Annotated in this window: 23 protein-coding genes; 15 read left to right on the top strand and 8 right to left on the bottom strand. The window is 66.0% G+C overall.

Features of this window, described 5'->3' with window-relative positions:
• Window positions 1–106: 106 nt before the first annotated feature.
• Entirely contained in the window at window positions 107–1,390 is a 1,284-nt protein-coding gene (locus tag J0X25_RS31630) for a Cdc6/Cdc18 family protein (RefSeq protein WP_207287872.1), read from the bottom strand.
• A gap of 1,039 nt (window positions 1,391–2,429) precedes the next feature.
• Between J0X25_RS31630 and J0X25_RS31625 the strand changes: the two genes are divergently transcribed.
• From J0X25_RS31625 to J0X25_RS31615, 3 genes are all read left to right on the top strand, one after another.
• Complete coding sequence (locus J0X25_RS31625) at window positions 2,430–3,296, top strand: HpcH/HpaI aldolase/citrate lyase family protein (protein ID WP_207287871.1); 867 nt, start codon at window positions 2,430–2,432, stop codon at window positions 3,294–3,296.
• Window positions 3,297–3,404: 108 nt separating this feature from the next.
• Window positions 3,405–4,661 (top strand): Glu/Leu/Phe/Val family dehydrogenase, encoded by a 1,257-nt coding sequence (locus J0X25_RS31620; protein WP_207287870.1) that lies wholly within the window; start codon window positions 3,405–3,407, stop codon window positions 4,659–4,661.
• A 245-nt stretch (window positions 4,662–4,906) separates the two neighbouring features.
• Complete coding sequence (locus J0X25_RS31615; RefSeq protein WP_207290912.1) at window positions 4,907–5,647, top strand: DUF6517 family protein; 741 nt, start codon at window positions 4,907–4,909, stop codon at window positions 5,645–5,647.
• Window positions 5,648–5,697: 50 nt separating this feature from the next.
• Here the strand turns inward: J0X25_RS31615 and J0X25_RS31610 are convergent, their stop codons facing one another.
• From J0X25_RS31610 to J0X25_RS31600, 3 genes are all read right to left on the bottom strand, one after another.
• Window positions 5,698–6,978, bottom strand: coding sequence for an RNA-guided endonuclease InsQ/TnpB family protein (locus tag J0X25_RS31610; RefSeq protein ID WP_207287869.1), 1,281 nt, complete (start codon window positions 6,976–6,978; stop codon window positions 5,698–5,700).
• Between the two features lie 236 nt (window positions 6,979–7,214).
• Window positions 7,215–8,357, bottom strand: a complete 1,143-nt coding sequence (locus J0X25_RS31605; protein ID WP_207287868.1) for an acyl-CoA dehydrogenase family protein — start codon at window positions 8,355–8,357, stop codon at window positions 7,215–7,217.
• 149 nt (window positions 8,358–8,506) lie between these two features.
• Entirely contained in the window at window positions 8,507–9,673 is a 1,167-nt protein-coding gene (locus J0X25_RS31600; protein ID WP_207287867.1) for a DUF7544 domain-containing protein, read from the bottom strand.
• A 185-nt stretch (window positions 9,674–9,858) separates the two neighbouring features.
• Here J0X25_RS31600 and J0X25_RS31595 point away from each other — a divergent pair, with 185 nt between their 5' ends.
• Complete coding sequence (locus tag J0X25_RS31595; protein WP_207287866.1) at window positions 9,859–10,668, top strand: RIO1 family regulatory kinase/ATPase domain-containing protein; 810 nt, start codon at window positions 9,859–9,861, stop codon at window positions 10,666–10,668.
• 16 nt (window positions 10,669–10,684) lie between these two features.
• Here J0X25_RS31595 and J0X25_RS31590 read toward each other — a convergent pair whose 3' ends face one another.
• Window positions 10,685–10,984: a DUF4242 domain-containing protein gene (locus tag J0X25_RS31590; RefSeq protein WP_207287865.1), complete on the bottom strand. Its 300-nt coding sequence runs from the start codon at window positions 10,982–10,984 to the stop codon at window positions 10,685–10,687.
• 120 nt (window positions 10,985–11,104) lie between these two features.
• Here J0X25_RS31590 and J0X25_RS31585 point away from each other — a divergent pair, with 120 nt between their 5' ends.
• The 7 genes from J0X25_RS31585 to J0X25_RS31560 all read left to right on the top strand — a co-directional run bounded on the left by J0X25_RS31585 (window position 11,105) and on the right by J0X25_RS31560 (window position 17,560).
• The gene (locus J0X25_RS31585) at window positions 11,105–11,623 is read left to right on the top strand and encodes a hypothetical protein (protein ID WP_207287864.1); all 519 of its coding nucleotides are present in this window, start codon (window positions 11,105–11,107) and stop codon (window positions 11,621–11,623) included.
• A 127-nt stretch (window positions 11,624–11,750) separates the two neighbouring features.
• Window positions 11,751–13,289, top strand: coding sequence for an aldehyde dehydrogenase family protein (locus tag J0X25_RS31580; RefSeq protein ID WP_207287863.1), 1,539 nt, complete (start codon window positions 11,751–11,753; stop codon window positions 13,287–13,289).
• A gap of 148 nt (window positions 13,290–13,437) precedes the next feature.
• The gene (locus J0X25_RS39820) at window positions 13,438–13,560 is read left to right on the top strand and encodes a hypothetical protein (protein WP_284145148.1); all 123 of its coding nucleotides are present in this window, start codon (window positions 13,438–13,440) and stop codon (window positions 13,558–13,560) included.
• A 186-nt stretch (window positions 13,561–13,746) separates the two neighbouring features.
• Window positions 13,747–14,928 (top strand): bifunctional sugar-1-phosphate nucleotidylyltransferase/acetyltransferase, encoded by a 1,182-nt coding sequence (gene glmU / locus J0X25_RS31575; RefSeq protein WP_207287862.1) that lies wholly within the window; start codon window positions 13,747–13,749, stop codon window positions 14,926–14,928.
• Window positions 14,929–15,049: 121 nt separating this feature from the next.
• Window positions 15,050–15,331 (top strand): DUF8044 family membrane protein, encoded by a 282-nt coding sequence (locus J0X25_RS31570; protein WP_486606260.1) that lies wholly within the window; start codon window positions 15,050–15,052, stop codon window positions 15,329–15,331.
• Between the two features lie 58 nt (window positions 15,332–15,389).
• Window positions 15,390–16,532 carry a DUF4350 domain-containing protein gene (locus J0X25_RS31565; RefSeq protein WP_207287861.1) on the top strand — a complete coding sequence of 381 codons (1,143 nt, stop codon included), beginning with the start codon at window positions 15,390–15,392 and terminating at the stop codon, window positions 16,530–16,532.
• Window positions 16,529–17,560 carry an AAA family ATPase gene (locus tag J0X25_RS31560; RefSeq protein WP_207287860.1) on the top strand — a complete coding sequence of 344 codons (1,032 nt, stop codon included), beginning with the start codon at window positions 16,529–16,531 and terminating at the stop codon, window positions 17,558–17,560. Before J0X25_RS31565 ends, J0X25_RS31560 begins: the two co-directional genes overlap by 4 nt.
• Window positions 17,561–17,592: 32 nt before the next feature.
• Here J0X25_RS31560 and J0X25_RS31555 read toward each other — a convergent pair whose 3' ends face one another.
• The 3 genes from J0X25_RS31555 to J0X25_RS31545 are packed head-to-tail and all read right to left on the bottom strand — an operon-like array spanning window position 17,593 to window position 20,571.
• The gene (locus J0X25_RS31555; protein WP_225896663.1) at window positions 17,593–18,588 is read right to left on the bottom strand and encodes a DUF7982 domain-containing protein; all 996 of its coding nucleotides are present in this window, start codon (window positions 18,586–18,588) and stop codon (window positions 17,593–17,595) included.
• The gene (locus J0X25_RS31550; RefSeq protein ID WP_207287859.1) at window positions 18,578–19,087 is read right to left on the bottom strand and encodes a DUF8163 family membrane protein; all 510 of its coding nucleotides are present in this window, start codon (window positions 19,085–19,087) and stop codon (window positions 18,578–18,580) included. The genes J0X25_RS31555 and J0X25_RS31550 overlap by 11 nt, the downstream gene beginning before the upstream one ends.
• Window positions 19,084–20,571 carry a DUF58 domain-containing protein gene (locus J0X25_RS31545; protein ID WP_207287858.1) on the bottom strand — a complete coding sequence of 496 codons (1,488 nt, stop codon included), beginning with the start codon at window positions 20,569–20,571 and terminating at the stop codon, window positions 19,084–19,086. The genes J0X25_RS31550 and J0X25_RS31545 overlap by 4 nt, the downstream gene beginning before the upstream one ends.
• A gap of 170 nt (window positions 20,572–20,741) precedes the next feature.
• Between J0X25_RS31545 and J0X25_RS31540 the strand changes: the two genes are divergently transcribed.
• The 4 genes from J0X25_RS31540 to J0X25_RS31525 all read left to right on the top strand — a co-directional run bounded on the left by J0X25_RS31540 (window position 20,742) and on the right by J0X25_RS31525 (window position 26,807).
• Complete coding sequence (locus tag J0X25_RS31540) at window positions 20,742–22,841, top strand: hypothetical protein (RefSeq protein ID WP_207287857.1); 2,100 nt, start codon at window positions 20,742–20,744, stop codon at window positions 22,839–22,841.
• Window positions 22,842–22,995: 154 nt separating this feature from the next.
• Complete coding sequence (locus J0X25_RS31535; protein ID WP_207287856.1) at window positions 22,996–24,009, top strand: winged helix-turn-helix domain-containing protein; 1,014 nt, start codon at window positions 22,996–22,998, stop codon at window positions 24,007–24,009.
• A 181-nt stretch (window positions 24,010–24,190) separates the two neighbouring features.
• On the top strand, window positions 24,191–25,270 hold the full coding sequence (locus tag J0X25_RS31530) for a DUF1616 domain-containing protein (RefSeq protein ID WP_207287855.1): 1,080 nt from the start codon (window positions 24,191–24,193) through the stop codon (window positions 25,268–25,270).
• Window positions 25,271–25,589: 319 nt separating this feature from the next.
• Window positions 25,590–26,807 carry a hypothetical protein gene (locus J0X25_RS31525; RefSeq protein ID WP_207287854.1) on the top strand — a complete coding sequence of 406 codons (1,218 nt, stop codon included), beginning with the start codon at window positions 25,590–25,592 and terminating at the stop codon, window positions 26,805–26,807.
• Window positions 26,808–26,844: the final 37 nt, after the last annotated feature.

Raw genomic sequence — 26,844 nt, 5'->3', positions numbered from 1 at the left:
ATCCGATTCGACGAGAGAGATTTGATTCGACGAGAAAGATCCGATTCGACGAGAGAGATTTGATTCGACGAGAAAGATCCGATTCGACGAGAGAGATTTGATTCGATCAGGAGAACGACGAGAGATCGGCGTCCCGATCCGTCGTCGCCCGCTCGGTGCCAGCGAGGTCGTCGTACGTCGGAAGATCCTCGAGCGACGAATCCCGCCGCACGGCTTTGACGATGTGTTTCGGATCGGTAACGAGCCGGTGGAGGAGGTAGCTCCCCTGCGAGCGGCCGCCGCCGGTCTTCTCGGACTCGATGACGCCGAGGAAGGCCTGTTCCTTGAGCTGGCGGTAGAGGCCGTTCTCGGTGATCGGATCGGTCGCGATCAGATCGCAGACGCTGCCGTAGCGCTCGTAGATCTCGCGGGTCTTGTACGTCTCTCGCTCGCCGGTGACGATGTGACTCGCCAGTGCGTAGAGGGCGAGTTTCGCGTGGACCGTGGCACCGCTGGTCAGTTCCTCGATTCGATTGATCTCGGCGACCTCCTGGGCCTGCTTGATGTGGTCCTCCGAGACCGTCTCGCTCCCGGTCCGACGGGCGAGTTCGCCGGCCTCTTTCAGAATCTCGATGGCCTTCCGCGCGTCGCCGTGTTTCTTGGCCGCGAGCGCGGCACAGAGCTCGATCGTCCCGTCCTCGAGCACGCCGGACTGAAAGGCGTCCTCGCGGTTTCGCATGATCTCCCGGAGCTGTGAGGCGTCGTAGGGGTGGAAGAACAGTTCGCGGTGACCGAAGCTGCTGTCGATGCGCTCGTCGAGCGTTTCCCGGTACTTGACCTTGTTACTGATCCCGATGACACCGATGTAGGCGTCCGTCTTCTGGGCCTCGCGGGCCCGCGAGAGTTGCATCAGGATGTTGCTATTGTCCAGTTTGTCGATCTCGTCCAGGATAACGATGACCGCGTCGAAGAACGCCTCGAGCACGTCCCAGATGTGCTGGTAGTACTCCATCGTGCCGACACCCCGGACCGGAATGTTCCCCTCGTACCCGGTCCCCTCCTTGAGACTGAGCGCCAACTGGCGCGTCGCCCGCGTCTCCGTGTTCGCCTCCGAACAGTCGACGTAGAGGACGCCGCAGTCGACGTCGTTCCCCCGGGACGCGTTCCGCGCTCGAGTCGCGACGTGTCGGGAGATGAGACTCTTTCCGGTGCCGGTCTTCCCGTAGATCATCACGTTGTTCGGCGGGTCACCGCGCGTGATCGCGCCGACTTCGGCGGCGACGGATTCGATCTCGTCGTCCCGGCCGACGATCCGTTCCTCGTCGGGGACGTGCCCGACGTGGAGGAGTTCCTTCCGATCGAAGATCGGATCGTGAGATTGGAAAAGCGGATCCCCTGCCTGATCAGCCATGTCTCGGTCGTCGAAGACGGACATAATAAATCTGTGGAAGGTAGTTCAGACTGATACACCGCCGTGAAATACCCACCGATGGAGTCGATCGCCGGATCCTCTGTAGCGATTTCGCGCTGAATGCAGACTGAATCCAGAACCGTCCGACGCCCTGCTCCCCCACCCCTCATGCAGAGTGAAAACCGGCGAACGGGCACTCCATCCAGTCCCTGATACCGCCGACTTAGAATCGATTCCAAGCGGTATCAGCAGACCCCAGAATCGTATCCGAGCGTGTCAGCAGACCCCAGAATCGTATCCGAGCGTGTCGGTAGCCTCGAGTAACCCAACGGAGTGTCTGGACCGCCTTCCGCTACGTGTCCACACTCCTCTCCTCTGCTCTCCCATACCCCTCCCCTCTCCTCCCTCCCTTTCTAGTTTAGTAATATATGTTACGATACAAGCAACAGTGTCCTGAGAACATTAAGTGTCGATGAGTGATGAGGCGAATTAGCCCTGGTGATTCCTGATGAAATATCGGTTCCGCTCCTCAAATTTTGACTTCCGAGGCCCCTCATCCAACATTCAAGGAGTCTCATCCGACAATTCGGCCCGGTCCGCTACCTCCGATACATAGCTCACCCGTTTGCCGGTTTTCACTCTGCACGAGGGGTGCGGGACATCGACCCACAGTCGCGGTCGGCAGGGTACCTATCGACTCGAACATGCGACACCCCCTCGTTCAAAGTGAACTGGTCCGTCGATCTCTCGAGCCCTCGCCCCCTCATCCCCGGGGACGTCAGCACCGCTTTCAGTTTGAACGAGGGGCCCCCGAAACCGGACGAGACCAGACGATCCATCGCACACCGTTTTCACTCTGAACAGGGGGTGCCCGTCTCGAGCGACCTCGCGACGTAACAGTTGCGCGCCAGCGACCATCGGCAGTTGCCCGGCGCCAGCAACCGTCGACAGTCGCCCGGCGCCAGCAACCGTCGGCGGTCGACACCGCTAGCAGTATTCCACACACATTCCTTTGGTCGTGGACCGAAGACACGCCAGTATGGGACGCAGAAGCGTGCTGTTCACCCCCGGCGACCGACCCGAGATGCTCCGAAAGGCGCCCGAAGCGGGCGCGGACGTGATCGTCTTCGACCTCGAGGACGCCGTGGCTCCCCAGCGCAAGGCCGAGGCCCGCGAAACGGTGCGCGAGGTGCTCGTCGACCCCGCGTTCGATCCCGACTGCGAGGTCTGCGTGCGGGTCAATCCGAGCGAGTCGCTGCTGATCGACGACCTCGCGGCGCTCCTGGAACCCGCCGACGACGGCGACCGCCGACTCGACAGCGTGATGGCGCCGAAGGTCGACTCGCAGGCGGACGTGCTCGATCTCGCGGACGAAATCGCGAAGTACGACGACTCGCTGCCGATCTTGGCGCTGATCGAGAACGCCGCCGGCGTGCTGGCGGCCCCGGAGATCGCCGCGATTCGGGAGACCAACGCGCTCGTCTTCGGCGCCGAGGACCTCTCGGCGGACATCGGTGCGACCCGGACCGCCGAGGGAACGGAGGTCCTGTACGCCCGCGAGCGCGTCGTGCTGGCCGCCGCGGCGAACGACTGTGCGGCGATCGACACCCTCGTCACCGACTTCGAGGACGACGCGCGACTCCGCGAGGACGCCGCCTTCGCCGTCCAACTGGGCTTCGACGGCAAACTCGCGATCCACCCCGCACAGGTCGGCCCGATCAACGAGGCGTTCACCCCCGCGGACGAGGAGATCGCGTGGGCCGAACGCGTCCTCGAGGCCAAACGCGAGGCCGACGCCGACGGTCGAGGCGTCTTCGAGGTCGACGGCGAGATGATCGACGGGCCGCTGATCGCTCGAGCGGAACGAATCCGGGACCGGGCCGCCGCAGCGACGGACGACAACTGACCGACCGTCCAGAATAAAAGGAGATGGGAACTCCTCGAGTGGATGGGGGATGATGGACTATGATAGATATTCGCTACGCTTATCCTTCCATCCCGAAAACGCACGCGTATGGCCGAGGAAGCGAATCCGTTCGAGAGTCTCCAGTCACAGATCGACGACGCGGCGGCCTACCTCGAGGTGGACGACGACGTCATCGAGCGTCTCAAACACCCCGAGCGCGTGCTCGAAACGAACCTCACCGTCGAGATGGACGACGGGTCGCTCGAGCGATTCAAGGCGTTTCGCTCGCAGTTCAACGGCGACCGCGGCCCGTACAAGGGTGGCATTCGCTATCACCCGCAGGTCTCACGGGACGAAGTCAAGGCCCTATCGGGCTGGATGACCTACAAGACGGCGACCGCCGACATCCCGCTGGGCGGCGGGAAGGGCGGAATCATCATCGATCCCGCCGACTACTCCGAGAGCGAACTCGAGCGCGTCACTCGCGCGTTCGCGAAGGAACTCCGCCCGCTGATCGGCGAGGACCGGGACGTCCCCGCGCCCGACGTGAACACGGGCCAGCGGGAGATGAACTGGATCAAAGACACCTACGAGACCCTCGAGAACACCACGGAGCCGGGCGTCATCACGGGGAAGAACCTCGCGAGCGGTGGTAGCGAGGGGCGCGTCGAAGCGACGGGCCGCTCGACGGTCATCGCCGCCCGCGAAGCGTTCGACTACCTCGACAAGGACCTCGAGGGCGCGACCGTCGCCGTGCAGGGCTACGGCAACGCCGGATGGATCGCCGCGAAACTGATCGACGAGATGGGCGCGACCGTCGTCGCCGCCAGCGACTCGAGCGGCGCGATCTACAACCCGGACGGCTTCGATCCAGTCGCCGCGAAGGATCACAAGAACGAGACCGGTAGCGTCATCGGCTTCGAGGGGAGCGAGGAGGAACTCACCAACGAGGACCTCCTGACGCTCGACGTCGACCTGCTGATCCCCGCCGCCCTCGAGAACGCCATCGACGCCGACCTCGCGGAAGACGTCGAGGCGGACGTCATCTCCGAGGCCGCCAACGGGCCGCTGACGCCCGGCGCCGACGAGGTGCTCGCGGAGAAGGACGTCTTCGTCATTCCCGACATCCTCGCCAACGCCGGCGGCGTCACCGTCTCGTACTTCGAGTGGGTCCAGAACCGCCAGCGCTTCTACTGGACCGAGGAGAAGGTCAACGCGGAACTCGAGGAGCTCATCGTCGACGCCTTCGACGCCCTCGTCGACACCTTCGAAACCCACGACGTCGATAACGCGCGCATCGCCGCGTACGTCGTCGCGATTCAGCGAGTCGCCGACTCGTTCGAAGAGGCCGGTAGCTGGCCCTAACCCGGATCCGACGGCCGTTTGCACGACTCGAACAGTAGGTTTGGCGAGCGCATTGCCGTCCGTTCCGTCGACTCGTTCCTTCCGTGGGGTCTGCCGAAATCGGCCGACGTATTCGATGCAGTGGCTTCCAGCTACCCGTATTCGTTCCGAACGGTACTGGAAAAGGATTTCATATTGACAGACTGTCGTCGTTCCAATAAACACTTACCACCTGAATCTCCATATGGTGGGAAATGGATCGACAACTGAATCGACGAAGCGTCATCGCGTGCCTCGGGGCCGCCGGCCTCGCGAGTCTGTCGGGCTGTCTGGGATTGATCGGAATGGCGGAACACGAGTCCTCGCCCGCGGGCGTCGAAGCCGCCGCCCGCGAGGAGACCGGCTACGAACAGACCGAGATCGAAGCGCTCCCCATCGAGCGCGACGTCGGCCCCACGAACGAGACCGTCACGGTCCGCAACCACATGACCAAACACGAAAAACGGGTCGGGATCATGGGGCTCGGCGAGCGGCGCGCTGCCATCTACAACGTGTTGACGACCCCGCAGGTCAGCATCTTCGGACGGGAACTCAACCCCGTCGGAGAGATGTCGACGCAGGAACTCATCGACCTCGTCAGGAGCAACTACGACGGGATCAACGACATCTCCCACGAGGAAGACAGCGACGTCACGATCCTCGGCGAGTCGACGACCCAGTCGCGGTTCACCGCCGACGCGACGTTCGACGGGCAGGAACTCGAGGTCGACATCCACATCACCGAGGCCGTCGAGGCCGACGAGGACCTGCTCGTCACCATCGGCGTCTATCCCCGGGACCTGCAGAGCCAGGAGCAGCCGAACATCGCGACGCTCACCGAATCGGTGACCACCGACGTCGATTCGGACGACTCGGCCGGCGGTTCCGAGGACGGTGGGAACAGCAGCTCGAACGAAACCAACGACGGCAGCGGTGACAACGAAAGTACCGACGGCATCCTCGGTTGACATCCTCCCCGCCCTGAAGGGCGAGGATTCTCGCGTTGGGATATTGTGGTTTACGACGTGACCTGTTCTTGAGGTGTGAACGCACCAGTTTCCTTGTCAAACAGGAACGTCGATGGCTGTGCCAACCAGCCGTTACTCCTATCTCCCCCGTCACAGGAGAGACTCGGAGATACTTTCTGTCGAATATTCTCAGCGCCGTTCACATCGGCATTTGCCACCATCCCGCATTCATCGCACACATACAACCCGCGTTCGACACGGTTTGCTTTTCGTGTACGGCCACAACACGAACACGACTTCGAGGTATCGCGCTCCGATACCTGTTCGACCGTGATGCCTTCCATCTCGACCTTGTATTCGAGTAGGTCGGTGAATCGGTCGAACGCCCACGAGTGCAGGTCAAGGTTGCCGTGCTTGCCCCAGTTCTTCGCCTCGTCGTTCTCCTCGTCTTCGCGGATACCAGAGAGGTCACCCACCACGATGGTTCCAACTCCCTCATCTACACACCGCTGAACTATGTGTTTGGAAAGTGTGTGGAAGTAGTGGGTTCGGCGAGCCGACTTCTTCCGGTGCAACCGCGTGGCCTGCTCGGAGTCAGAGTCGTCACACCGAGCGATGCGCTTGCTGAAGTAGTAGTCATCCTGCTTCAAGCAGTTGAGTGGGTACAACTCACTGTGACCGTCCTCGTAGGCGAGGGCAGCGAAGTTGTTGATACCGAGGTCAACACCCACCGTCTTCTCACCGGGTGCTTCTGATACTTCGATTTCGACTTTGCAAACGAAGTGTAGCTCCCACTCGTCACCAGTCCAGACGCCCCGTACTTGTTGGACGTTCTCCACAGTGGAGAGATCAACGTCGGGGCGAGTCTGGTACTCGCAGAGGATGAAGTCCGACCAGTACTCCTTGAGGTTCGAGCCTTTAGAGAGGCGGACTCGCTGGTACTTCGTGTCGAGTTTGAAGCCTTTGTTCTTGAACGTGACCGTGCTTCGGGGGTGTTCATCGCCGTGTTTGCGGTAGCCGGGCGGGTTTGCGTTCGTGTCTCCGTTACGTCGTTTGCCGTACCAGCCGTTGAACGCTTCAGCGAGTTCTTGAAGAACGCGCTGACTTGACTGAGAATGCAGGTCATCATAGCGTTCGTGTGACTTGAGGTACGCGGTGAGTTCGTCGTGTTCAGGGATGTAGTCGATTTCATCCCAGATGCGACTGCACGTCCACCGTCCGACGTTCCAGAGTTTCGAGGCGGCGAACCCGAGCGAATCGAGATCGTCAGACACCCGTGACTGGTTCCGAATGGAAGCAGTGTAGGTGCGGGTGACGACCCGTTTCGCCATACGTAACTAATGTAGAGAAAGCTACTTGAAGGTAGGGATTGCGAAGCGAGGAATATCCTGCTGTGCCATCGGACGGTGGACTGCGAAAGGTTATGTCGGATTCATCCCCGCGCTAAAGCACGAGGCTTTCTCCTTGGATTGCCGTAACGCCGTTTCGATCGAGGATTTCTATACGGCCTCGAGGCGGTCGATCGGCCGGTACCCGCGACGCGTTTGATTTTCTGACTGCGTGCCCCTCAGAGGCCGAGTTCCCGGCCGATGACGAGGTGTTGTATCTCGCTCGTGCCCTCGCCGATCTCCATCAGTTTCGCGTCCCGGTAGAACCGCTGGGGGGCGAAGTCGGTGGTGTAGCCGTAGCCGCCCAGCACCTGGACGGCGTCTTCGGCGACCTCGCGGGCGGCCTCGCTGGCCTCGAGTTTCGCGAGCGCCGACTCGCGGGTCACGGGTTCGCCCTTGTCGGACGTCCGAGCGGCGCGGTAGGTGAGCAGTCGGGCCCGCTCCGTCTTGCGGTGCATGTCGACGATCGTATCCCGAATAGCGTCGAACTTCGAGATCGGCTGCCCGAACTGCTCGCGCTCGGTGCTGTAGGCCTTCGCGTGTTCGTAGGCGCCCTGGGCCAGCCCCGTCGAGAGCGCGGCGATGGAGATCCGGCCGCCGTCGAGGGTCTTCTTGGTTTGCTCCCAGCCGTCGCCTTCCTCGCCGAGCAGTCGATCCTCGGGGAGGCGGACGTTCTCGAGGCGAATCTCACAGGTCGGCGAGGCGTTCAGCCCCATCTTGTCCCAGATCGTGGTCACCTCGAAGCCGTCGTCTTCGCGGGGATCGACGATGAACGTCGAGATACCGTCGTACCCCGCATCGGGGTCGGTGACGGCCTTGACAAGGACCGACCCGGCCTCGGAGGCGTTCGTGATGAACTGCTTGGTGCCGTTCAGCACCCACTCGTCGTCCTCCTGTTCCGCAGTCGTATTCATGTCCGAGGCGTCGGAACCGCTCTCGGGTTCGGTCAGCGCCCAGCCGCCCAGATAGTCGCCCTCGGCGAGCGGACGGAGCCAGCGTTCCTTCTGGGCCTCGGTGCCGAACCGCTCGAGCGGTTTCGAGGCGAGCGACGTGTGGGCGACGTATGAGAGGCCGATCGAGCCCGAGACGCGGCCGAGTTCCTCGGCGACCAGCGCGTACATGAGGGTGTCGCCGCCGAGGCCGCCGTAGCGTTCCGCGATGGGGACGCCCATCACGTCCAGATCCGCGAGCTGGTCGAAGATCTCCGCCGGGAACCGGTGTTCGTCCTCGATCTCCTGGGCGATCGGTTCGATCTCGGTCTCGCAGAAGTCCCTGACCGTCTCCCGGATCATCCGGTGTTCGTCGGGCAGGTCGGTGTCCATACGCGATATGTGCCGGGCTACAGAATAAACGCACCGACGACCCCGCAGCGTCGGTCCGATAGGTCGGCGGTAGCGGCAGCCCGACGGTTCGCGGCAGCGTCACTTCGACGGTTCGTGTCAGCGTCGATCCGATGGATCGGAGCGGCGACCTACCAACTGCGGTCGTCATCGTCGTCGCTGTCGCCGCTCTCATCCGCGTCATCGGCGTCGCCCGCCTCGTCCCACGGATCCGACCCGTCCCAGCCGCTCTCGTCGTTCCAGTCGTCGTCTCGAGCCGACGAGTCGCTGTCGGGTCGCTCCCAGTCGCTGCGGCCGATCGCACCGCCGGTACCGGCGGCTCGAACCGCGGCGCGCTGGTCGGGGACGAGATCGAGTTCGGGGTCCGTATCGCCCAGCAGCAACAGCGCGTAGTACTGGAAGTAGGTGGTGACCGGCGTCCAGACGAGCGCGGCGAAGAGCAACACGGCGGCGAGCGCGAGCAGGCCGACCACGACGGCGACGGCCCAGCCGATCGGGCCGGCGAGCACCGCGACGAACGCCACGATGGCGAACGGGATCGCGATGACGACGGCGCCGAGGGCGATGACGATCGAGACCGTAACCGTCACCGCGAGCGTGAGGACCCAGACGAGGAGCAGATAGACCGCGTACTCGGCGAGGTTCGCCCGCAGCGTTCGCCAGAACCGACCCCACGCCGCGAGGACGCCGCAGTCCTCGAGGAGCATGATCGGCGCGACGAACTCGTCCGTGAAGCGGCGACCGATCGAGTGCAGCAGGTAGAGCCCGCCCCCGTACAGCAGGTAGAGGGCGAGCAGGCCGGGAGAGATGTCGTCGAAGGTGCCCAGACCGACGGCGATCGCGGCGGGCGCCGACACGAGCGCGCCGGCGACGAGCAGGAGGGCGAGCCGAAACAGGAACAGCCGGACCCCCTTCCCCGCGTTCGCGCCGAAGTAGCCGCGTATTCGGACCTCCTCCGACCGCAGCGACTCGAGGAAGACGAACTCCATGACGCCGGCGAGCAGCGCGTAGCACAGCCACAGCACCAGCACGACGGCGGCGACGACGAGGAGCGCAACGAGCAGATCCTCGACCGGTAGTTCCGACTCGAGTTGCTCGAACTCCTCCTGGAACGAGTCCTCGGTGGCCGTACCGTCGGCGTACATCGTGGTGTCGCCGCCGGGAGCCGCCGCCCCGAACCCGAGCGAACTGACGAAGAAGACGACCACCGCGAGCGTGACCCACTGTCTGACGCTCAACTGCGTCAGGAAGTTGCGGGTTCCCTCGATCGCGTCACTGAGGTCGTCGATCGCGTCCATACTCACCCGTTCGTTCAGTAGCAGCGTTGATAATAATGTTGTTCTCGAGGCCGAACCGTCGTCGCGCCGCCGATTTCGAGGAGGGATCGAGGGGAACGGGATCCGAGCACCAATTCGTTCGTCGGACACGTCTCGTCGGCGACAGTTCGGGACGCATTTAACCCCCAAGGCCCCACACCCGACGTATGGATATCCGCCGGCTCGCGCGAGGGACCGTCGAGTGGGATCGCCTCGAGCGCGTGGTCCGGACGCTGGCGGATCGGTACGACCGCGAGGAGGTCCGCGTCGAGTTCCTCGAGGCCGACAACTGGCTGTCGACGCCCTGCGTCATCGACGACCGGTGGTTCGTCAAGATCGTCTCGCGCCAGAACGCGCTCGTCCACGCGGTGTTGACCGCGGGGCGAAACGTCGGCGCGGTGTCGGCGGGCTCCGGCGGCTTCTTCGGCCGGTTCGACACGCCCCGCGAGATGGTCGAACACGAGTACGAGGCGACCGAACGGATGCGCGAGATCGGAATCAACGCGCCCCAGCCGATCGACGCCTTCGAGGTCAACGGTCTCGGCGTGCTCGTCCTCGAGTACCTGCCGGAGTTCCGGTCGCTCGACGACACGCCCGACTGGCTCGTCGCCGAGCGCGCGACGGTCCTCTTCGAGATGCTCGCGACGCTGCGCGATCACGGGATGGCCCACGGGGATCTGCGCGCCGAAAACATCCTGCTCTGTGACGGCGAGTTCTACTTCATCGACGCCACGAACGTCCACGACGACCGGGTCGCCGAGACCACCGCCTACGACCTGGCCTGCGCGCTGGCCGTCCTCGAGCCCCGAATCGGCGCTCGAGACGCCGTCTTCGCGGCCGCGACGGTCTACGAACCCGACGAGTTGCTCGCCGCGCGGCGGTTCCTCGACTTCGTCCGCCTCCGGCCCGACCACGAGTTCGACGCCACGACGCTGCGCGACGAACTCGAGGAGGCCGCCGAGATACGACAGCAGTGATTCCGCCCGACGCCGACTATTCTCCCTCGAGCGGGTGCCCTCGTCGGTCGATTCTCGTGACCGGAAGCTCGGCGCGATCGGCGTGCTCCCGAACGACCTCCTCGCTCTCGGCCCGGTAGTGACAGTAGGTACCGGTGATATCACCGTCCTCGTTCGTCATCACTTCCGATTCGATCCACCGAATGTCCGCGCCTTCGTTCCGGAGGTCCTCGAGGGCGTCACCGGATCGATCGCCCGCCGCCTCGAGGTCGTCCTCGGTGATCGGTTCGTCCATCGCTCGGAGGATGAGGAAGTCCTCCAGGTCTCGCTCTGGCATGGCTCCCACCGTGGTATATTTTGGCAGAGAGGGACATAAACCCAGGAGGACGGGTAGACGCGCTCGATCCCGGCGGCTGCAGGCAGCAGTGGCTTTCGACGGATTCCAGTAGGCCCGCCCATGAGCCACACGTTCACCGACGACGACGTCGACAAGCGCGTCGAGACGGCCAACGGCGAGCGGATCGGCGTCGTCACGATGACCGAACCGGAGACGGCGTACGTCGACCTCGAGTCGGACGTCGCCGACTCGACCGCGGCGGCGCTGGACTGGGACGGCGGCGACGAGGTCGTGCACCTCGAGGCCGACTCAGTCCAAGCCGTGACGGCGGAGACGATTCGACTCGCGGGGGACGGGAAGCCGGGGGCGACCGACGACGACGCCACCGATCCCGTCTTCGACCGCGACCCGGAAGCGGTCGCGGACGAGCGAAGCGGCGATCGGCAGCCGAACGGGGTGACGGCGAGCGGCGAAGACGAGACGGACACACCGGAGGAGGGCCGATCCGGTACCGCGATGGAGCCCGAAACCGAGGAGATGGACGAGGCGGGCGAGGAGCGCCAGCCCGACGAGGAAGACCGGCCCCCGGAGGGCGACCGCACGGTGACCAAAGACCGCGCCGAGGAGCAAGATCGATAACACTGACGGTCGTCGCCGGACTCGTCCCCCGAGCCGCCGGAGCCACCGAGGCGCTCCCTCGGGGCGATTCCCGCGCCGTGTGTGAACCACCATCAGGGTTTTCACCTCGCTCGCCGTTTCGTCTCGTATGAGCCAGCAAGCCACCGAACAGGTGTACGGCCACTACATCGGCGGGGAATGGACTGATGGCGCGGACGACACGTTCGAGAGCCGGAATCCCGCCACCGGCGAGACGCTGGCGACGTTTCAGCGGGGAACGGAGGACGACGTCGACGCGGCGCTGGCGGCCGCCGAAGACGCCTTCGAGGAGTGGCGTGACCTGTCGTACATCGACCGCGCGGAGTACCTCTGGGACATCTACCACGAACTACGGGATCGCCACGACGAACTGGGCGAGATCGTCACGCAGGAGTGCGGGAAGGAAATTTCCGAAGGAAAAGCCGACGTCACCGAGGCCTGGCACATGGTCGAGTGGGCCGCGGGCAACGCCCGCCACCCCCACGGCGACGTCGTGCCCTCGGAGATCGCGGGGAAGGACGCCTACATGCGCCGCAAGCCCCGCGGCGTGATCGGCTGTATCACCCCGTGGAACTTCCCGGTCGCGATCCCCTTCTGGCACATGGCGATCGCCCTCGTGGAGGGGAACACCGTCGTCTGGAAGCCCGCCGAACAGACGCCGTGGTGCGGCCAGATCATCGCCGAGATGATGGACGACGCCGGCGTGCCCGATGGCGTCTTCAACATGATCCAGGGCTACGGCGACGCCGGCGCGGCGATCACCGACGACTCGAGGGTCGACACCGTTCTCTTCACCGGCTCCGCCGAAGTGGGCCACGAGATCGCCGGCAAGGTCGGCGGCGAACCCGGCAAGCTCGCGGCCTGCGAGATGGGGGGTAAGAACGGGATCGTCGTCACCGAGGAGGCGGATCTCGATATCGCCGTCCACTCGGCGGTCATGTCCAGTTTCAAGACGACCGGCCAGCGCTGCGTCTCGAGCGAGCGCCTGATCGTTCACACCGACGTCTACGACGAGTTCAAAGAGCGATTCGTCGACATCGCCGAGGACGTCGCCGTGGGCGACCCGCTCGAGGAGTCGACGTTCATGGGACCGGCGATCGAGGCCGACCACGTCGAGAAGATCCGCCGGCACAACGAACTCGCCGTCGAGGAGGGCGCGAACGTGCTCGTCGACCGGTTCGAACTCGAGGACGACGAGATTCCGGAGGGCCACGCGGATGGCCACTGGGTCGGCCCCTTCGTTTACGAGGTCGAGTACGACTCGGACGCCGACCTGCGGTGCCTCCAGGAGGAGTGTTTCGGCCCCCACGTCGCGCTGATCGAGTACGACGGCGACATGGAGCGAGCGCTCGAGATCCACAACGACACGCCCTACGGGCTGGCGGGGGCGGTCATCTCCGAGGATTACCGCCAGCTCAACGCCTTCCGCGACCGGGCGGACCTCGGGCTGGCGTACGCGAACCTCCCGTGTATCGGCGCCGAAGTCCAGTTGCCCTTCGGCGGCATCAAGAAGTCCGGCAACGGCTATCCCAGCGCCCGCGAGGCCATCGAGGCCGTCACCGAGCGCACGGCGTGGACGATGAACAACTCGAAAGAGATCGAGATGGCACAGGGGCTGTCGGCCGACATCACGACCTCGGAGGACTGACCGGCTCGAGCGAACCGGCGTTTCGCGGTCGCTGACGGCAACCTCCTTTTGGGGCCGCTGACCGCGATCTCCGGCGGAGCGGCCCGTACGCTTGAACGCGGAAACAACAGCTATACGACACGTCACGCAGTAGTGGACTCGAGCGACGATGATCGAGACTCTCGGAATCGTTCTGCTGCTCGCGGTCAGTGTCCTCCTCGTTCTGCTTCCGTCCCTGGCCACGAGCTGGTGGCTGTCTCGCGATCGAGACGACGACCGCCCGGACGAGTGAGCCGTGGTTGACGCGATCAGTCGTACCATCGGCGAGCCGTAGCTGTCGGCGCCCGCGGTCCCAGTACGGATCTCGCGATCTATTCGACGGAGCGCCTTCGACGGGCATCCCGTCTTGCGGCGATAGTTGCAGTCGGCTCTAGCGAGCGAATCGCTTATCCGGCCGCTCAATGAATCGTCGGGATGCATGAAAGCAGTCGTTCTCGCGGCGGGCCAGGGAACGCGTATTCGACCGCTCTCGGATTCGGTTCCGAAACCGATGCTGCCGGTCGCCGATCGGCCCCTCGTGGCCCACACCATCGACGCCGCGATCGACGCGGGGGCGGACGAAATCGTTCTCGTGATCGGCTACGAGGGCGAAACCGTCCGCGACTATTTCGGCGACGAGTACCGCGGAACGCCCATCTCCTATGCGGTCCAGACCGAACAGGCGGGGACAGCCCACGCGGTCGCCACCGCTCGCGACCACATCGACGGGCCGTTCGCCGTCCTGAACGGGGACAACCTCTACGATCCGGCGGCGGTCGAACGGCTCTTCGATGACTGTCCGGCCGTCTGCGCCGTCGAAGTCGAGGAGCCGCGCAACTACGGCGTTCTCAGTACCGACGGCGGAACGGTCACCGGCATCGTGGAGAAGCCGGCCGATCCGCCGACGAACCTCGCCAACGCCGGCGCCTACGCCTTCCCCGAGGAGGCCCGCGAGTGGCTCGAGGTCTCCGAGAGCGAGCGCGGCGAGCACGAGATCACCGACGTCCTGGCGACCGTGATCGGGGCCTTCGACGTCACCCCGGTCACGCTCGAGCGCTGGCTGGACGTCGGCCGGCCGTGGGAGCTCCTCGAGGCCAACGAGTGGAAGCTCGGCGAGCTCGACGGCCGCGTCGACGGCGAGGTGAGCGAGGACGCCCATCTCGAGGGCGACGTGGTCGTCGAGGAGGGCGCAACGGTGAAACCGGGGGTCGTGATCGAAGGCCCGGCGCTGATCCGCTCGGGCGCGACGGTCGGGCCGAACGCCTACGTCCGCGGCGCGACGCTCGTCGACGAGGACGCCGAAGTCGGCCACGCCGTCGAGGTCAAAAACAGCGTCATCGGTCCCGACTCGTCGGTGAGTCACCTCTCCTACGTCGGCGACAGCGTTCTCGGCCGGTCGGTCAACGTCGGCGCGGGGACGAACGTCGCGAACCTCCGCCACGACGACGCGGACGTGAAGTTCACGGTCAAGGGCGAGCGCGTCTCGACCGGCCGGCGCAAGTTCGGCGTCGTCGCCGGCGATCGGGTCAAGACCGGCATCAACACCAGCCTGACGCCCGGGCTGAAACTGACGACCGGTGCGACCACGCGACCCGGCGAGACCGTCGAACGGGACCGGTAGCGCGCGTCTGTCCGCTTCTCCTCGAGTCGTCTCCGCCGCGGGCTCGAGACGGAACTCTCGATTCGTTCGAGCCACCGAAACCCCGAGGATTTACGGGTTCCGGCGTCGCGTACAGCACTAGATGCCGACGCACCGACGGATGCGATTCGTCCGCGGGCAACTCGCCTGGATGCTCGCAGCCGTGCTCGTTCTCTCCCTGCTTGGCTCGTTCTCCTACGAGCTGTTCTTCGTACTGTCGCTGATCGGACTCCTGATCGTCACCGAGCTGACTGCTCCATTCGCCGTCACACCCGACTGGCGACGCCGTCTGCGGTGGATCATCGCGATCGGACTCGTCGGCTTCGCCGTCGTGGTCGTCCGACGCATTCTGGAGATTCTCCCGCCGGAGGTGTTGCCGTGGTGATCCGGCTGCGTGACGCGACTCGAGTCAGAGATGCTTCGATGCGACCGGAGGTGCGGCGATGACCGTCCGCGAGTGGTTCCGCGACGGCGGCGGACTCGACTGGCCGCGCGTCCTGCTGGCCGCCCTCTCGGTCGCCGTTCTCGGCGGGCTGCTCGTGGCCGCCGCGACCTCGAGCGCGGCGTTCGGCCCGTACAACCCGTCGTGGGACGGGACCTCCGAGCTCCGCAGTCAGGTCGCGTCGGAGCCGGGCGTCGAGAGCGAAATGGTGCGAGACACGGCCAGATACGACGCACACGAACCGAACGAGACGGTCGCGTTCGTCGTGGCCCCGGACGAGTCGTACGCCGACGAGGACGCCGAGCGACTCCGCCGGTTCGTCGCCGACGGCGGGACGCTCGTCGTCCTCGAGAACTTCGGGACGAGCGGCAACGAACTGCTGGCGGCCGTCGGCGCCGACACGCGGACCGACGGCGTCCTGCTTCGGGACGAACAGGAGTACTACCGCGGCCCGACGATGCCGGTCGCGACCGGCGTCGAGAACCACACCTACACCGACGGCATCGAACGGTTGACGCTCAACCACGCGTCCGCGCTCGAGGTGCCCGAAGACGGTGACGGCAATACGACAGTGCTCGTGCGTACCAGCGAGTACGCCTATCGCGACGCCGACGGCGACGGCGAACTCGGCGCCGACGAGTCGCTCGACGCCTATCCCGTCGCGGCCGTCGAGAACGTCTCCGAGGGGCGGGTCGTGACGGTCGGCGATCCGAGCATCGCGATCAACGCGATGATCGACGAACCCGACAACGCGGCGTTCCTCGGGCGGCTGTACGCCGACGCGGACCGCGTATTGATCGATCTCTCTCACTCCGAGGACCTCCCGCCGCTGACGAGCGCCGTTCTCGCGTTCCGCGATCTGCCGCTGGCACAGGTCCTCGTCGGCGCCCTGGGAATCGTCGGGATCGCGACCTTGTCCGGCCGGCGCGTCAGACCGTCGCTCGAGCGCGTTCGAACGCGAATCGGCGGCTCCCGCGATCGGAGAACGCCACTCGACGACGCGACGCCCGGCCCGTCGGTCGAGACCGTCGACGAGCGGCGGGCGGCCGTGCTCCGCGAGCGCCACCCCGACTGGAACGAGGCCCGCGTTCGGCGCGTGATAGCAGCGCTTAACCGTGACGACGCGGAACCGGAGGACCAATGAGCGGCGACCAGCCCTCCGCCGGCGATTCCGCGGACGCCCTCGATCCGGCACCGATCTACGAGGCGGTCCGCGAGGAGATGGGGCGCGTCCTGATCGGCAACGAGTCGGCGGTCGAACACCTCACGATCGCGCTGTTCACGCGAGGGCACGTCCTGCTCGAGGGCGTCCCCGGCGTCGCGAAGACGACGCTCGCGAACCTGTTCGCGCGGGTGACCGGCCTCGAGTACACCCGCATCCAGATGACGCCCGACATTCTGCCGGCGGACATCACGGGGACCCACGTCTACCGGGAGTCGACCGGCACGTTCGAACTGCAGCGCGGACCGATCTTCGCCAACATGGTCGTCGCCGACGAGATCAACCGCGCGACGCCGAAGACCCAGTCGGCGCTGCTCGAGGCGATGCAAGAACGGCGCGTGACGATCGAAGGCGAGACGCTCACGCTGCCGACGCCGTTCATGGTCGTCGCGACGCAGAACCCCATCGAGATGGAGGGGGTCTTCGAACTCCCGGAGGCCCAGCGCGATCGCTTCCAGTTCAAGCTCACCGTCGACCTCCCCGATCGGACCGTCGAGCGGCAGTTGCTCGACCGGTTCGACGACGATCCCGACCTCGGCCCCGAGGCCGTCGATCGGGTCGTGACGATCTCCGACCTCGTCGCGGCGCGAGAGACCGTCACCCAGGTCCACGTCGCGGCGCCGGTCAAGGAGTACGTCCTCGACCTCGTCGCGGCGACTCGAGACCATCCGGACGTGACCCACGGCGCCTCACCCCGGGCGACGCTCGCGTTCCTCGACGGCGCCAAGGCTCGAGCGGCGATCCGCGGTCGGGAGTACGTCATCCCCGACGACGTGAAGGCGCTGACCGAATCGATCCTCGTCCATCGGCTCGTGTTGAGCACCGACGCCGACCTGAGCGACGTCACGACCGCGGACGTCGTCGCCGACGTCACCGATTCCGTCACGTCACCGGGTGCCGACGCCGTCGAACTGCAACCGGCGAGCGACGGCGGCGAGAAGCGAGAGTAGTCGGTCGACGGGGCGGACTCGAGTCGCCGATTCTATTCACCAGTGTTCGTCTCCGTCCCCTCGTCGCGCTCTTCGTCACCGGCGGCGTCAACACCGTCGTCCGGCTTCGCCTCGAGGCCCCACCGACAGGTCACCAGCCAGTCGGCCCGGTCGTCACCGGGCGCGACCTCGAGGCGGACCGGTCGATCGAGCCCGGCGGCGAAGCCGACCGCGAGGAAGGAGGGGATCGGGTGATCGAACCGGTCGATCGACCCGAACGCGCCGTCGTTGATCGCGATCGTCGCGCGGCCGTCGGCGGCGTCGACGTCGGGCGCGGCGCTTCGCGCGAGCTCGAACTGTTCGACGAGGCCGTCGGTCAACTGGGCGGCCAGCGGCGTCGGCTCCGCCGCGAGGTCGCCGGTCAGGGCCCGCTCGAACTCGCGGAAGAGTTCGGCTCCGGTCGCCTCGAGCAGCAGTCCCCGGGCGTCGTCGACGACGATCGGGCCGGCCCGCTCCTCGGGTAGCGCGGCGTCGGCGTGCTGGGGGACGTAGAGCCGGGCCGGTGCCGTCCCGCCGGGGACGTACACGCGCTCGTCGCGGAGACCGAGTTCGTCGGCGATCGCCGCGGCGTTCGCGGCTCCGGCGGCGTACACGCGCTCACCGACGTCGGCCGCGACGACCCGGCCGGGCGTGAGATAGTAGGTCAACAGCGCGCCGAAGAGGCCGGTCGCGCCGAGCGCGACGAGCACCTCCCGCGCGTCCGGGAAGAGGATGCCGCCCAGAACGGCGACGACGCCGATCGCCGCGAGACCGAGCGCGGTGGACCGATACCGGGACTGGCGGGCGCGGACGTACTCCTCGCGCAGCCGGCGATTCTCGTCGGCCAGGAGTTCGACCTGTGCCGCGAGTTCGTAGCTGTCATCGGTGGCGGCCGGCGCCGTCTCTGCGGCAGTCGCCTCGCCGATGGCCTTCGGGTCCGTCTCGTCGTCGGTAGCCGCGTCTCTCGAGGACGCGGGCGAATCGGTCGTATCGACGTCGTTACTGCTCATGGGTCGGTGAGTCGGCGTCGGAGTCGATCTCGGGGACGAGCCCGAGGCGAACGAGTTCGTACCGGTGGAGGGCGTAGGCCGCGAGCGCGACGGCGATCAGCAGCGTTCCGGCGGCGATCCAGAGGGGCTGGGCGCCCGCGACGAGCCAGCCGATGCCCACGAACGTGGTCGCGGTCGCGAGTACCGCGAGAGCGTCGCCGACGGCCGTCTCCGACCGGACGACGGCGGCCAGCAGGACCGCGACGAACGCGAGTTCGACCAGCAGGAACGTCGCGGCGTCGATCCCGTCCGGGAACGCCGCCGCGAGCACGACGTGGCCGGCCGCGAGCGCGTAAGGCGTTCCAAGGACGTACCAGGTCAGGGCCGTCGCGAGGCCGGCGACCGCACCGGTCGGCCCGGCGAGGACCGCCAGCGCCCCGGTGAGGACGGCGAGCGCGACGAGCGTCGGCCAGCGGCGGCCCGTCGGTTCGGCCGGGCCTGCCGTCGCGACGCCGCTCACGCGCGACCACCTCGAGCGCGGACGCGTCCGCCCGAGAGGACCGCCGAGAGGCGATCCCGGGGGCCGACCTCGAGGGCGGTCACGCGCGGTATCCGGGAGAGGTCGCGACGCAGTTCCTCGAACTCGACGTAGCGGTCGTACGCGTCCTCGACGTCCGCGAGCCCGCCGGGTTCGTAGAGTACCGTTGGTGCTAGCAGGACCAGCACCGAGTTCCCGTTGCCGCGAGCGAGTTTGACAGTCTCGCGGACCTCCGCGGGCCGGGAGTCGTCGGTAAACAGAATGGTCCATCGACCGCCGGTCCGGTCGCGGTGGGCCGCCCTGACGGCGCCGTAGAGCGGGTCCGATTCGATGCGCTCGCGGTAGCCCTCCCGCGTCGCGTAGAACGGCCGGAGCGTCGACGCGAAGGCGTCGGTCTCGTCGCCGAGGGCGGAGAGCTTCGAGCGGGCGTCGGCCGCGGTGAATCCGCCGACGGTGCGCGGCGTCGATCCCCCGAAACGCCGACGATCACGGTCGACTCCGTCGACGTGCCCTCCGGGGGTCGACGGATCGACCGTCGGCTCGAGGTCGAGCAACCGGCGGCGGATCCGATCGTACGCCGCCGGCGTCGTCGCTGGCTCGAGACTGAACGTGACGCCCTCGTCGCCGACGGTGCGCAGTCCGACGGGGTCGCCGAGACGGCGGGCGCTCGCCGCGGTCGCGAGCGCGACCTCGCGGAGGTAGTCGAGTTCGGTCTCGCCGGGGCGGCCGGTCGCCAGCGACTCGCGGTGGTCGACGACCAGCAGCGTCTGCCGGTCGGACTCGGCTTCGTACTCCCGGACGTGGGGCGTCGCCAGCCTGGCCGTCGCCTTCCAGTCGATTCGGTCGGCCGTGTCCCCGGGGACGTACTCGCGCAGTTCCGCGGGCTCGATTCCTCCACCGAGGCGTCCCGTCTCGTGTTCGCCGTAGGCCGTCGCGATCCGATCGCCGCCTTCGCCGACGTGGATCGTCCGCGGCCCGCGGGGTTCGACGGTCACGACCGGCGTCGACCCGAGCGATACCGTCTCGCGGAGGTGGCCGTCCGTGAGGGTCACGGTCGGTTCGTCGAACCGGTGGCGGCCCGCGACCGGCCACGTCACGTCGATCGTTCGGTCGGCCCCGGTCTCGGACGCGTCGAGCGACAGCGCGAGCGGTTCGTCGGCCGCGGTTCCGGTCGGCAGTTCCGCCTCAACTGCGACGACCAGCGGCGACGGCGCCTCGAGCGTCGCCGAGAGGGTGACCGGGACGGTGTCGTTCGTCCGAACGCCGGTCCGGGCGATCGACTGTTCGACGGTCAGCCCGTCGACGGTCTCCTCGAGCGTCCGGTAGAACCGGTACTGACGAACGGCGATCCACGAGCCGACCAGTCCGGCGCCGCCGAGGAGGAGCGGGCGGGCGGTGACGACCGCGAAGGCCGCGAGAAAGACCGCGAGCCCCGCGACCGCCCACAGTCGACGCGTGGGATACATACTCGGTCGATCTTCGGGTATCCTGTTGAAGCTACTGGTGTCGGGCGAACGGAACGATGGGGGCTGCTCACGCCCGGTCGATCCAGCCCGTCCGATCGATCCGGTGGAGCAGTACCGACACGTTCCGCGGAGAGAACAGTTTTTTGCCGTGGGCCGCGAATCCCACTCCCGTGAACGTCGCCGTCGTCCGAGCGCTCGTCCTCGCTCTCCTGCTCGTCTGTCTGCCGCTGAGCGCGGCGGGGAGCGGACTCGCCGCCGCTGAGACGGCGGGCGTCGGTGACGGCGACGCCGAACCGGCGTTCGGTAGCGTCGCCCAGCAGGAGTCGACGGACGACGACGCCGACAACGAGAGCAACGAAACCGTTCGCCACCGAAACCCCGACGAGTACGACGAGAACGCCGACGAAGCGCAACTCGAGCGGTGGCTCTCCGGCTGGATGTCGAGCCAGCTCGAGAGCGGGGCGATCGAACTCAGCGAGGGCGAGTACGAACTGGCCAGCCAGTACGTCGACGAGGAGTACCACGACCGGCTCGGACAGTACGTCGACGTTGCGGGTGAGACCGAACGGGCCGAATCGTTCGACGACGCCCGAAGCGAGCAAGCGGAGATGACGGAGTCGGTGGCCGAATACGAGGAGACGAGGGAGGAGTACGAGGCGGCGCGCGAGGCGGGCGACGAGGAACGGGCGCGGGAACTCGCCCGCGAACTCGAGACGCTGGCCGAGGAGATCGACGGTTCGAGTCGGAGCGTCAAGACTCACTACGATGCGATCAGCGAGGACGAGAACATCGACCTGCGCGACGCCGCAGCGGAGATCGAGGCGGTAAACGAAGCGGTTCAGGCCGAGCAGGAAGAAATTCGCGACGCGGAGTTCGTCGAGACCGAACTGACCGTCGAGTCGGCGACCGAGGAGATCTCGTTCACCGACCCGATGACCGCGAGCGGTCGACTGGAGACGACGGACGGCACGCCGGTCGCCGACGAGGAGATCCGCCTCGACGTCGGGAACCAGACGCTCCGAACCGAGACGGACGCGACCGGCTCGTTCGAGTTCGAATACCGACCGATTTCGGTCCCGCTGTCGGCCGACTCGGTGTCCGTCGAGTACGTCCCGGAAAATCAGTCGATCTACCTGGGAAGCGAGACCAGCGTCCCTGTCGAGATCGAACAGGTCGAACCGACGCTGACGGTGTCCGACGTCGAACCCGATACCGTCGCCTACGGTGAGCCGGTGACCATCGGCGCCGAACTCCTCGTCGACGGCGACCGAATCGATAACGTCCCCCTGGTCGTCACCCTCGACGGGACGGCGCTGGGACTCTTCGAATCCCGCGAGGGGACGATCGCGGGCAATCCGACGATCCCCGCCGACGTCCCCACCGGTGAACGGGAACTACGGGTCTCCCTTCCGTTCGAGGGGCGAGCGCTCGCGAGCGCCGCCGACTCGACGACGATCACCGTCGAGGAAACAGAACCTGCGCTCTCCGTCTCCGCGAGTCGAATCGGCGAGCGCGAGATATCGGTCAACGGGACGCTCGAGGCCGGCGGCGACGGCGTTCAGGGGCAATCGATCCGGCTGATCGCCGACGGCACGGTCCTCGAGACGATGTCGACCGACGGGGACGGCGAATTCGGCGGCGCGGTTTCGATCCCCGAGGAGACGGCGACGGGAGACGTGCAACTGGTAGCCGTCTACGACGACGAGGCGACGAACCTGGCCCGGGCCGAGGCCGCGACGACGGTCTCGTTCCCCGCCCCCGGCGACTCGCTCGTGCCGACGTGGGCGTGGCTGGCACTCGGCTTGGTCGCCGTCGCCCTCGGAACGGGCGCCTACCGGTATCGGAGCGGTTCGAAGTCGGGTGAGCCGGAGGCCGATCGAACCGACCGGGACGAGCCGGTCTCGGCGTCCGACTCGACCGACTCGTTCGATCCGTCGGCGGCCCGAACGCTGCTCGCTCGAGCGACGGAGCAGGCGTCGCAGGGCGACCCCGACACCGCAGTCCAGAGCGGCTACGCGGCGGTTCGCCGCATCCTCGGGCCGCGAATCGACGCTCGCGACTCGCTCACCCACTGGGAGTTCTATCGCCGATATCAGGACAGCGAGTCGGCGGCGGACCGATCGAGCGACGTGCTTCGGGACGTGACCGAAGGATACGAACGAGCGGCGTTCGAGCCGGGGGGCGTCTCCGAACGCGAGGCCGAGACGGTTCTCGAGGACGCACGCGAACTGTGCGTCGAGGAACCCACCCGTACCGATACCGCCGATTAATTTTTCATCTGGCTCAGGTTGGCGGATTAACCTGAAAGAACGAAATATAAAGCGCGTTGAAGATCTATAATCGATTCAGAAACACAGGTTGTTATGTGAGTGTATTAAAATTTGAGGAAGCTATAAGCAACGGTTCGTCATAGACAGGTTCTGTATGGCGAACGGGGGCACCGAGGCAACTCGCAGAACCGGTGGTGAACAGGACGCGCCGCGCGCGATCATTCACAAACAGATTCTCGATCACGCCGACGAGAATCCGGCGGCGGCGATGGAAGCGATCGCCGACGCGGTCAGCGGTGCGACGACGGCGACCGTCGAACGCGTACTCGAAGAGTACGGCGATCCCGCTGCCGACGAATCGGACGGGGAGGTCGCCGCAGCGTCGGATACCGAGCCGTCACCTGCAGCGGCGGTATTGGCTACTCCGGACGGACAGCCGGCAACCGACGGCGGCGCGACGTCGGAACTGGCCGAACCGATCGTCACTGAAAGCTCGACGACGGAGGAGCCAGTGACGACCGACCGAGACGAGGAGACCGAACCCAGGTCCGAGTCGGGCCTCGATCGATCCGAGCTGACCGAGAAACAGCGAGAAACGCTTCGGGAGGTCTACGAGCGCCCCGATGCAACGCAGGCGGAACTCGCCGATAGACTCGGAGTCAGCAGTCCGACGATCAGCCAGCGCGTCAACTCGATCGACGGGTTCGACTGGTCTGACCGACACGCACTCGTCGCCTCGCTGTTCGAGACCGACGGTGACGAGCGGGAGGACGGAGGGATGACGCACACGAACGATACAGACCCTGCCTCGAGCGGCGGAGACGCGGACGAGCGGACGAACGCGGAATCGAACGCCGATCAATCCGACGAAGACGCGGCCGACGTGTCCGCGCACGACCGCCGACTGACGGAACTCGCCGAACGGATCGACGAACTCACACAGCAGGTGGCAACCGTAGAGCGAGAACTCACGGCGCTCGAGCGCCCGGAGGTCGCTCGCGAGAGTGATCCATCGGTACTCGCCGATCCCGAACTCGCACACAAGATCATCCACGCCTGCATGCGCTCCGATCGCATCACTGAAGAGGAAGAATTGCGGCTGCTCCGCGACGTCACCGCAGCGAGCGCGGTCGCCGAACCGGACACGAGTCAGTCGGACTCGACCTAGTACTAGCCCGAATCCGCTAGTACTAGCTGACCGCGATTACCGTTCCGATCGGCTCCGATAGTGAGCGATCAGCGGTGATCGAAACCGGAACCGGACCGGGCAGTGTCAGAGAGGACGGCGGGAAAATCGCGTCCTCGATGACCGGTTCGTTTTTGCCGTCGTCCTCGTTAGGTAGGAACGAATGGTCGAGACACGGTCCCTGGTGGCGATGCTTCCGCGTCCGGTACGGACGCTTCCCGCCGATCTCGCGACCGTATTCGTCCTCGTGGGTCTGACGAATATCGCCGTGCTCGGCCCCATCATTCGTGACACGCCGCTTCGGGTACCACTGGGACTCGCGTTCGTTCTCTTCGTTCCCGGCTACGCGTTCATCGCAGCACTGTTTCCGGAATCGGGTGAGGCAGCGACCGCCGACACCACGTCCCCGACCGACGAGGACGTCACGGCGGGTGAATCGGACAACCGCGGTCTCGTCCCCGGCAGTTCGGTCTTCGCCGACCGGTCGGGTATCGACGGGATCGAGCGCGTCGCGCTCTCGTTCGGACTCAGCATCGCTATTACTCCCTTGCTCGGGCTCGCGTTGAACTTCACGCCGTGGGGCATCAGACTGGTGCCGATCATGCTCACCGTGAGCGCGTTCACGGTCGGTGCGGCGGTCGTCGCCGCCGTTCGCCGGTGGGAGCTCCCCGAAGACGAGCGCTTCCGGGTGCCCTACCGCGCGTGGTACGCGGCCGGACGCGCGGAGTTGCTCGAGCCGGACACCCGCGCCGACGCCGCGTTGAACGTCCTGCTGGTCGCCTCCGTCCTGCTCGCGGTCGGCAGCGTCGGGTACGCGGTCATGGTGCCCCCCCAGGGCGAACAGTTCTCGGCGGTCTACATCCTGACCGAGGACGACGACGGCGAACTCACGGCCGACAACTATCCGACCGAGTTCACGCGGGGCGAACCCCGAGAGATCGTCGTCGGGATCGACAATCACGAACATCGAACCGTCGACTACACCGTCGTCCTGGTCGAACAGCGAGTCTCGGTCGAGGGCAACGAGACGACCGTCGAGGAGCAGCGCGAACTCGACCGGTTCGAGACCCGACTCGCTCACAACGAGAGCTGGCACCAGCCCCACGACCTCGAGCCGACCATGACCGGGGACGACATCCGACTGGTCTGGCTGCTGTACCCCGACGGAGACGTGCCCGCCGAGCCGTCGATGGAGACGACGGAGTATTACGCGCACCTCTGGGTCGACGTCAGCGACGAGTGAGCCGGCGGCCGCTGGAGGTCGGCGTGAACGGTAGCTGACTCGAGGTCAGGTTCGACATTCGGGAACAATAATAGATTATCCGCGGCGCAGTCGGCCGGTAGCGATCGACCAGACGGTAAGAAATGCGTTGGGTGGCCGGTTTCCTGTCTCGATTCGGACATCCCATCAGTTCCGAAATCCGCCAGTCGACGTCCCGGCGTAATGCGTTCTCGTTTCGTACGCCTCCGTCCACGGGGGTGAATGAATAACGTAAATTCTGACTGTCTATCTGACTATAATAGGACTTTATGACAGGATTCCTCATGTATTGGAATCGAATATGAGTAACGACAAGAACGGTTCGACCGACTCGAACTCCCGATTCGGCCGGCGCACGCTACTGGTCGGGGCGGGTGGCGCAGCTATCGGTGTCTCTGGGATCGCAGGCGCCGGGAGCGCGCTCGCAGGTGAAGGCGACGACGGTACTGGCAAGGGAGCCCACGCCGACGGTACTGACACGGAAGCCGACACGGCAACGACCCAGTTCCAGGGAGTGTACCACAACGAGGCGGTGCTCTGGGATCACGACATGGATATGGCGTTTACGAACCGGATGCGGCTGGCGGCGGATCCGGCGGGCGGGGATCGCGTCGGCATCGTTCACGTGACGTCCGACGGTCAGGAGTCGTCGGATTACGCCGTTTCGGGCATCGACCTGCGTGCTGCGGACCTCTCGCTCGGGGACATCAGCGACGTCGGCTTCACCTACGATTACTTCAAGGGAGAACGGGCGTCCTACAAGGTGCCGGACGAGGTGTTTCTCATCCTCCAGACGACGGACGGCGAGATCGCCGTGACGTATCGGAAGGAGGATACGGAGCAAACCGGCACGTGGGAAACGCGGGACGTCTCGAGCGAGTTGACGGCGGGCGGCTGGCGGGAGTTCGGCGTCGACGCCGGCGATATCGACGTCGAAGACGAGCAGGTCCGCGTGACGGCCGAGACGATCGGGAACAACATCATGGCGTTGCGAGAACAGGACCACTACGAGAACGTTCTCGACCGATTCGGCGCGGAGACGTCGGTACTGGCGGTCGCGATCGGGAACGGGAGCGTCGACGGGGTCGTGAGCGATGCCTACTTCAACAACGTGCAGATCGGCGAGACCACCTACACCGTTCCGGCGACGGTCTCCATGGACCCGACGGTCACGTCCCAGCGGGGTCGAGGGGGCGGACGCGTCACCGTCTCGCTCACGTTCACCGACGACCAGTACGGACTCTCGGCGGACGACATCGATCCGGAGTCGGTACGGATCGCGCCGTACTCGTCGTTCGGCCCGCCGATTCCGGGTACCGGCGACCCGAGCGACGTCGCGCTCGCCGAGGACGCGTCCGTCTCGGGCGACGCCCTCGAGGCGGAGTTCGTGCCCGGACAGATCCAGCGCCTCGTCCGCGGGAACCGACCGACGACGGTGCTCGTCTTCGGTGGCTTCGAAGACGAACCGTATCGGTTCGTCGGCGTCGCCGAACTCGAGGGCCCCGGCGGCGGAAACTGACCCGTCACCGATCGGTCGCAGCATCAGCGGGGACCGA

It is taken from the genome of Haloterrigena alkaliphila, assembly GCF_017352155.2.
Taxonomy (GTDB): domain Archaea; phylum Halobacteriota; class Halobacteria; order Halobacteriales; family Natrialbaceae; genus Haloterrigena; species Haloterrigena alkaliphila.
This window is presented reverse-complemented; position numbering and strand designations above follow the sequence as displayed.

Coding starts and splice junctions, on each gene's coding strand:
- J0X25_RS31630 (WP_207287872.1), bottom strand. CDS start 1,390: ATGGCTGATCAGGCAGGGGATCCGCTTTTCCAATCTCACGATCCGATC.
- J0X25_RS31625 (WP_207287871.1), top strand. CDS start 2,430: ATGGGACGCAGAAGCGTGCTGTTCACCCCCGGCGACCGACCCGAGATG.
- J0X25_RS31620 (WP_207287870.1), top strand. CDS start 3,405: ATGGCCGAGGAAGCGAATCCGTTCGAGAGTCTCCAGTCACAGATCGAC.
- J0X25_RS31610 (WP_207287869.1), bottom strand. CDS start 6,978: ATGGCGAAACGGGTCGTCACCCGCACCTACACTGCTTCCATTCGGAAC.
- J0X25_RS31605 (WP_207287868.1), bottom strand. CDS start 8,357: ATGGACACCGACCTGCCCGACGAACACCGGATGATCCGGGAGACGGTC.
- J0X25_RS31600 (WP_207287867.1), bottom strand. CDS start 9,673: ATGGACGCGATCGACGACCTCAGTGACGCGATCGAGGGAACCCGCAAC.
- J0X25_RS31595 (WP_207287866.1), top strand. CDS start 9,859: ATGGATATCCGCCGGCTCGCGCGAGGGACCGTCGAGTGGGATCGCCTC.
- J0X25_RS31590 (WP_207287865.1), bottom strand. CDS start 10,984: ATGCCAGAGCGAGACCTGGAGGACTTCCTCATCCTCCGAGCGATGGAC.
- J0X25_RS31585 (WP_207287864.1), top strand. CDS start 11,105: ATGAGCCACACGTTCACCGACGACGACGTCGACAAGCGCGTCGAGACG.
- J0X25_RS31580 (WP_207287863.1), top strand. CDS start 11,751: ATGAGCCAGCAAGCCACCGAACAGGTGTACGGCCACTACATCGGCGGG.
- J0X25_RS39820 (WP_284145148.1), top strand. CDS start 13,438: ATGATCGAGACTCTCGGAATCGTTCTGCTGCTCGCGGTCAGTGTCCTC.
- glmU (WP_207287862.1), top strand. CDS start 13,747: ATGAAAGCAGTCGTTCTCGCGGCGGGCCAGGGAACGCGTATTCGACCG.
- J0X25_RS31570 (WP_486606260.1), top strand. CDS start 15,050: ATGCCGACGCACCGACGGATGCGATTCGTCCGCGGGCAACTCGCCTGG.
- J0X25_RS31565 (WP_207287861.1), top strand. CDS start 15,390: ATGACCGTCCGCGAGTGGTTCCGCGACGGCGGCGGACTCGACTGGCCG.
- J0X25_RS31560 (WP_207287860.1), top strand. CDS start 16,529: ATGAGCGGCGACCAGCCCTCCGCCGGCGATTCCGCGGACGCCCTCGAT.
- J0X25_RS31555 (WP_225896663.1), bottom strand. CDS start 18,588: ATGAGCAGTAACGACGTCGATACGACCGATTCGCCCGCGTCCTCGAGA.
- J0X25_RS31545 (WP_207287858.1), bottom strand. CDS start 20,571: ATGTATCCCACGCGTCGACTGTGGGCGGTCGCGGGGCTCGCGGTCTTT.
- J0X25_RS31535 (WP_207287856.1), top strand. CDS start 22,996: ATGGCGAACGGGGGCACCGAGGCAACTCGCAGAACCGGTGGTGAACAG.
- J0X25_RS31530 (WP_207287855.1), top strand. CDS start 24,191: ATGGTCGAGACACGGTCCCTGGTGGCGATGCTTCCGCGTCCGGTACGG.
- J0X25_RS31525 (WP_207287854.1), top strand. CDS start 25,590: ATGAGTAACGACAAGAACGGTTCGACCGACTCGAACTCCCGATTCGGC.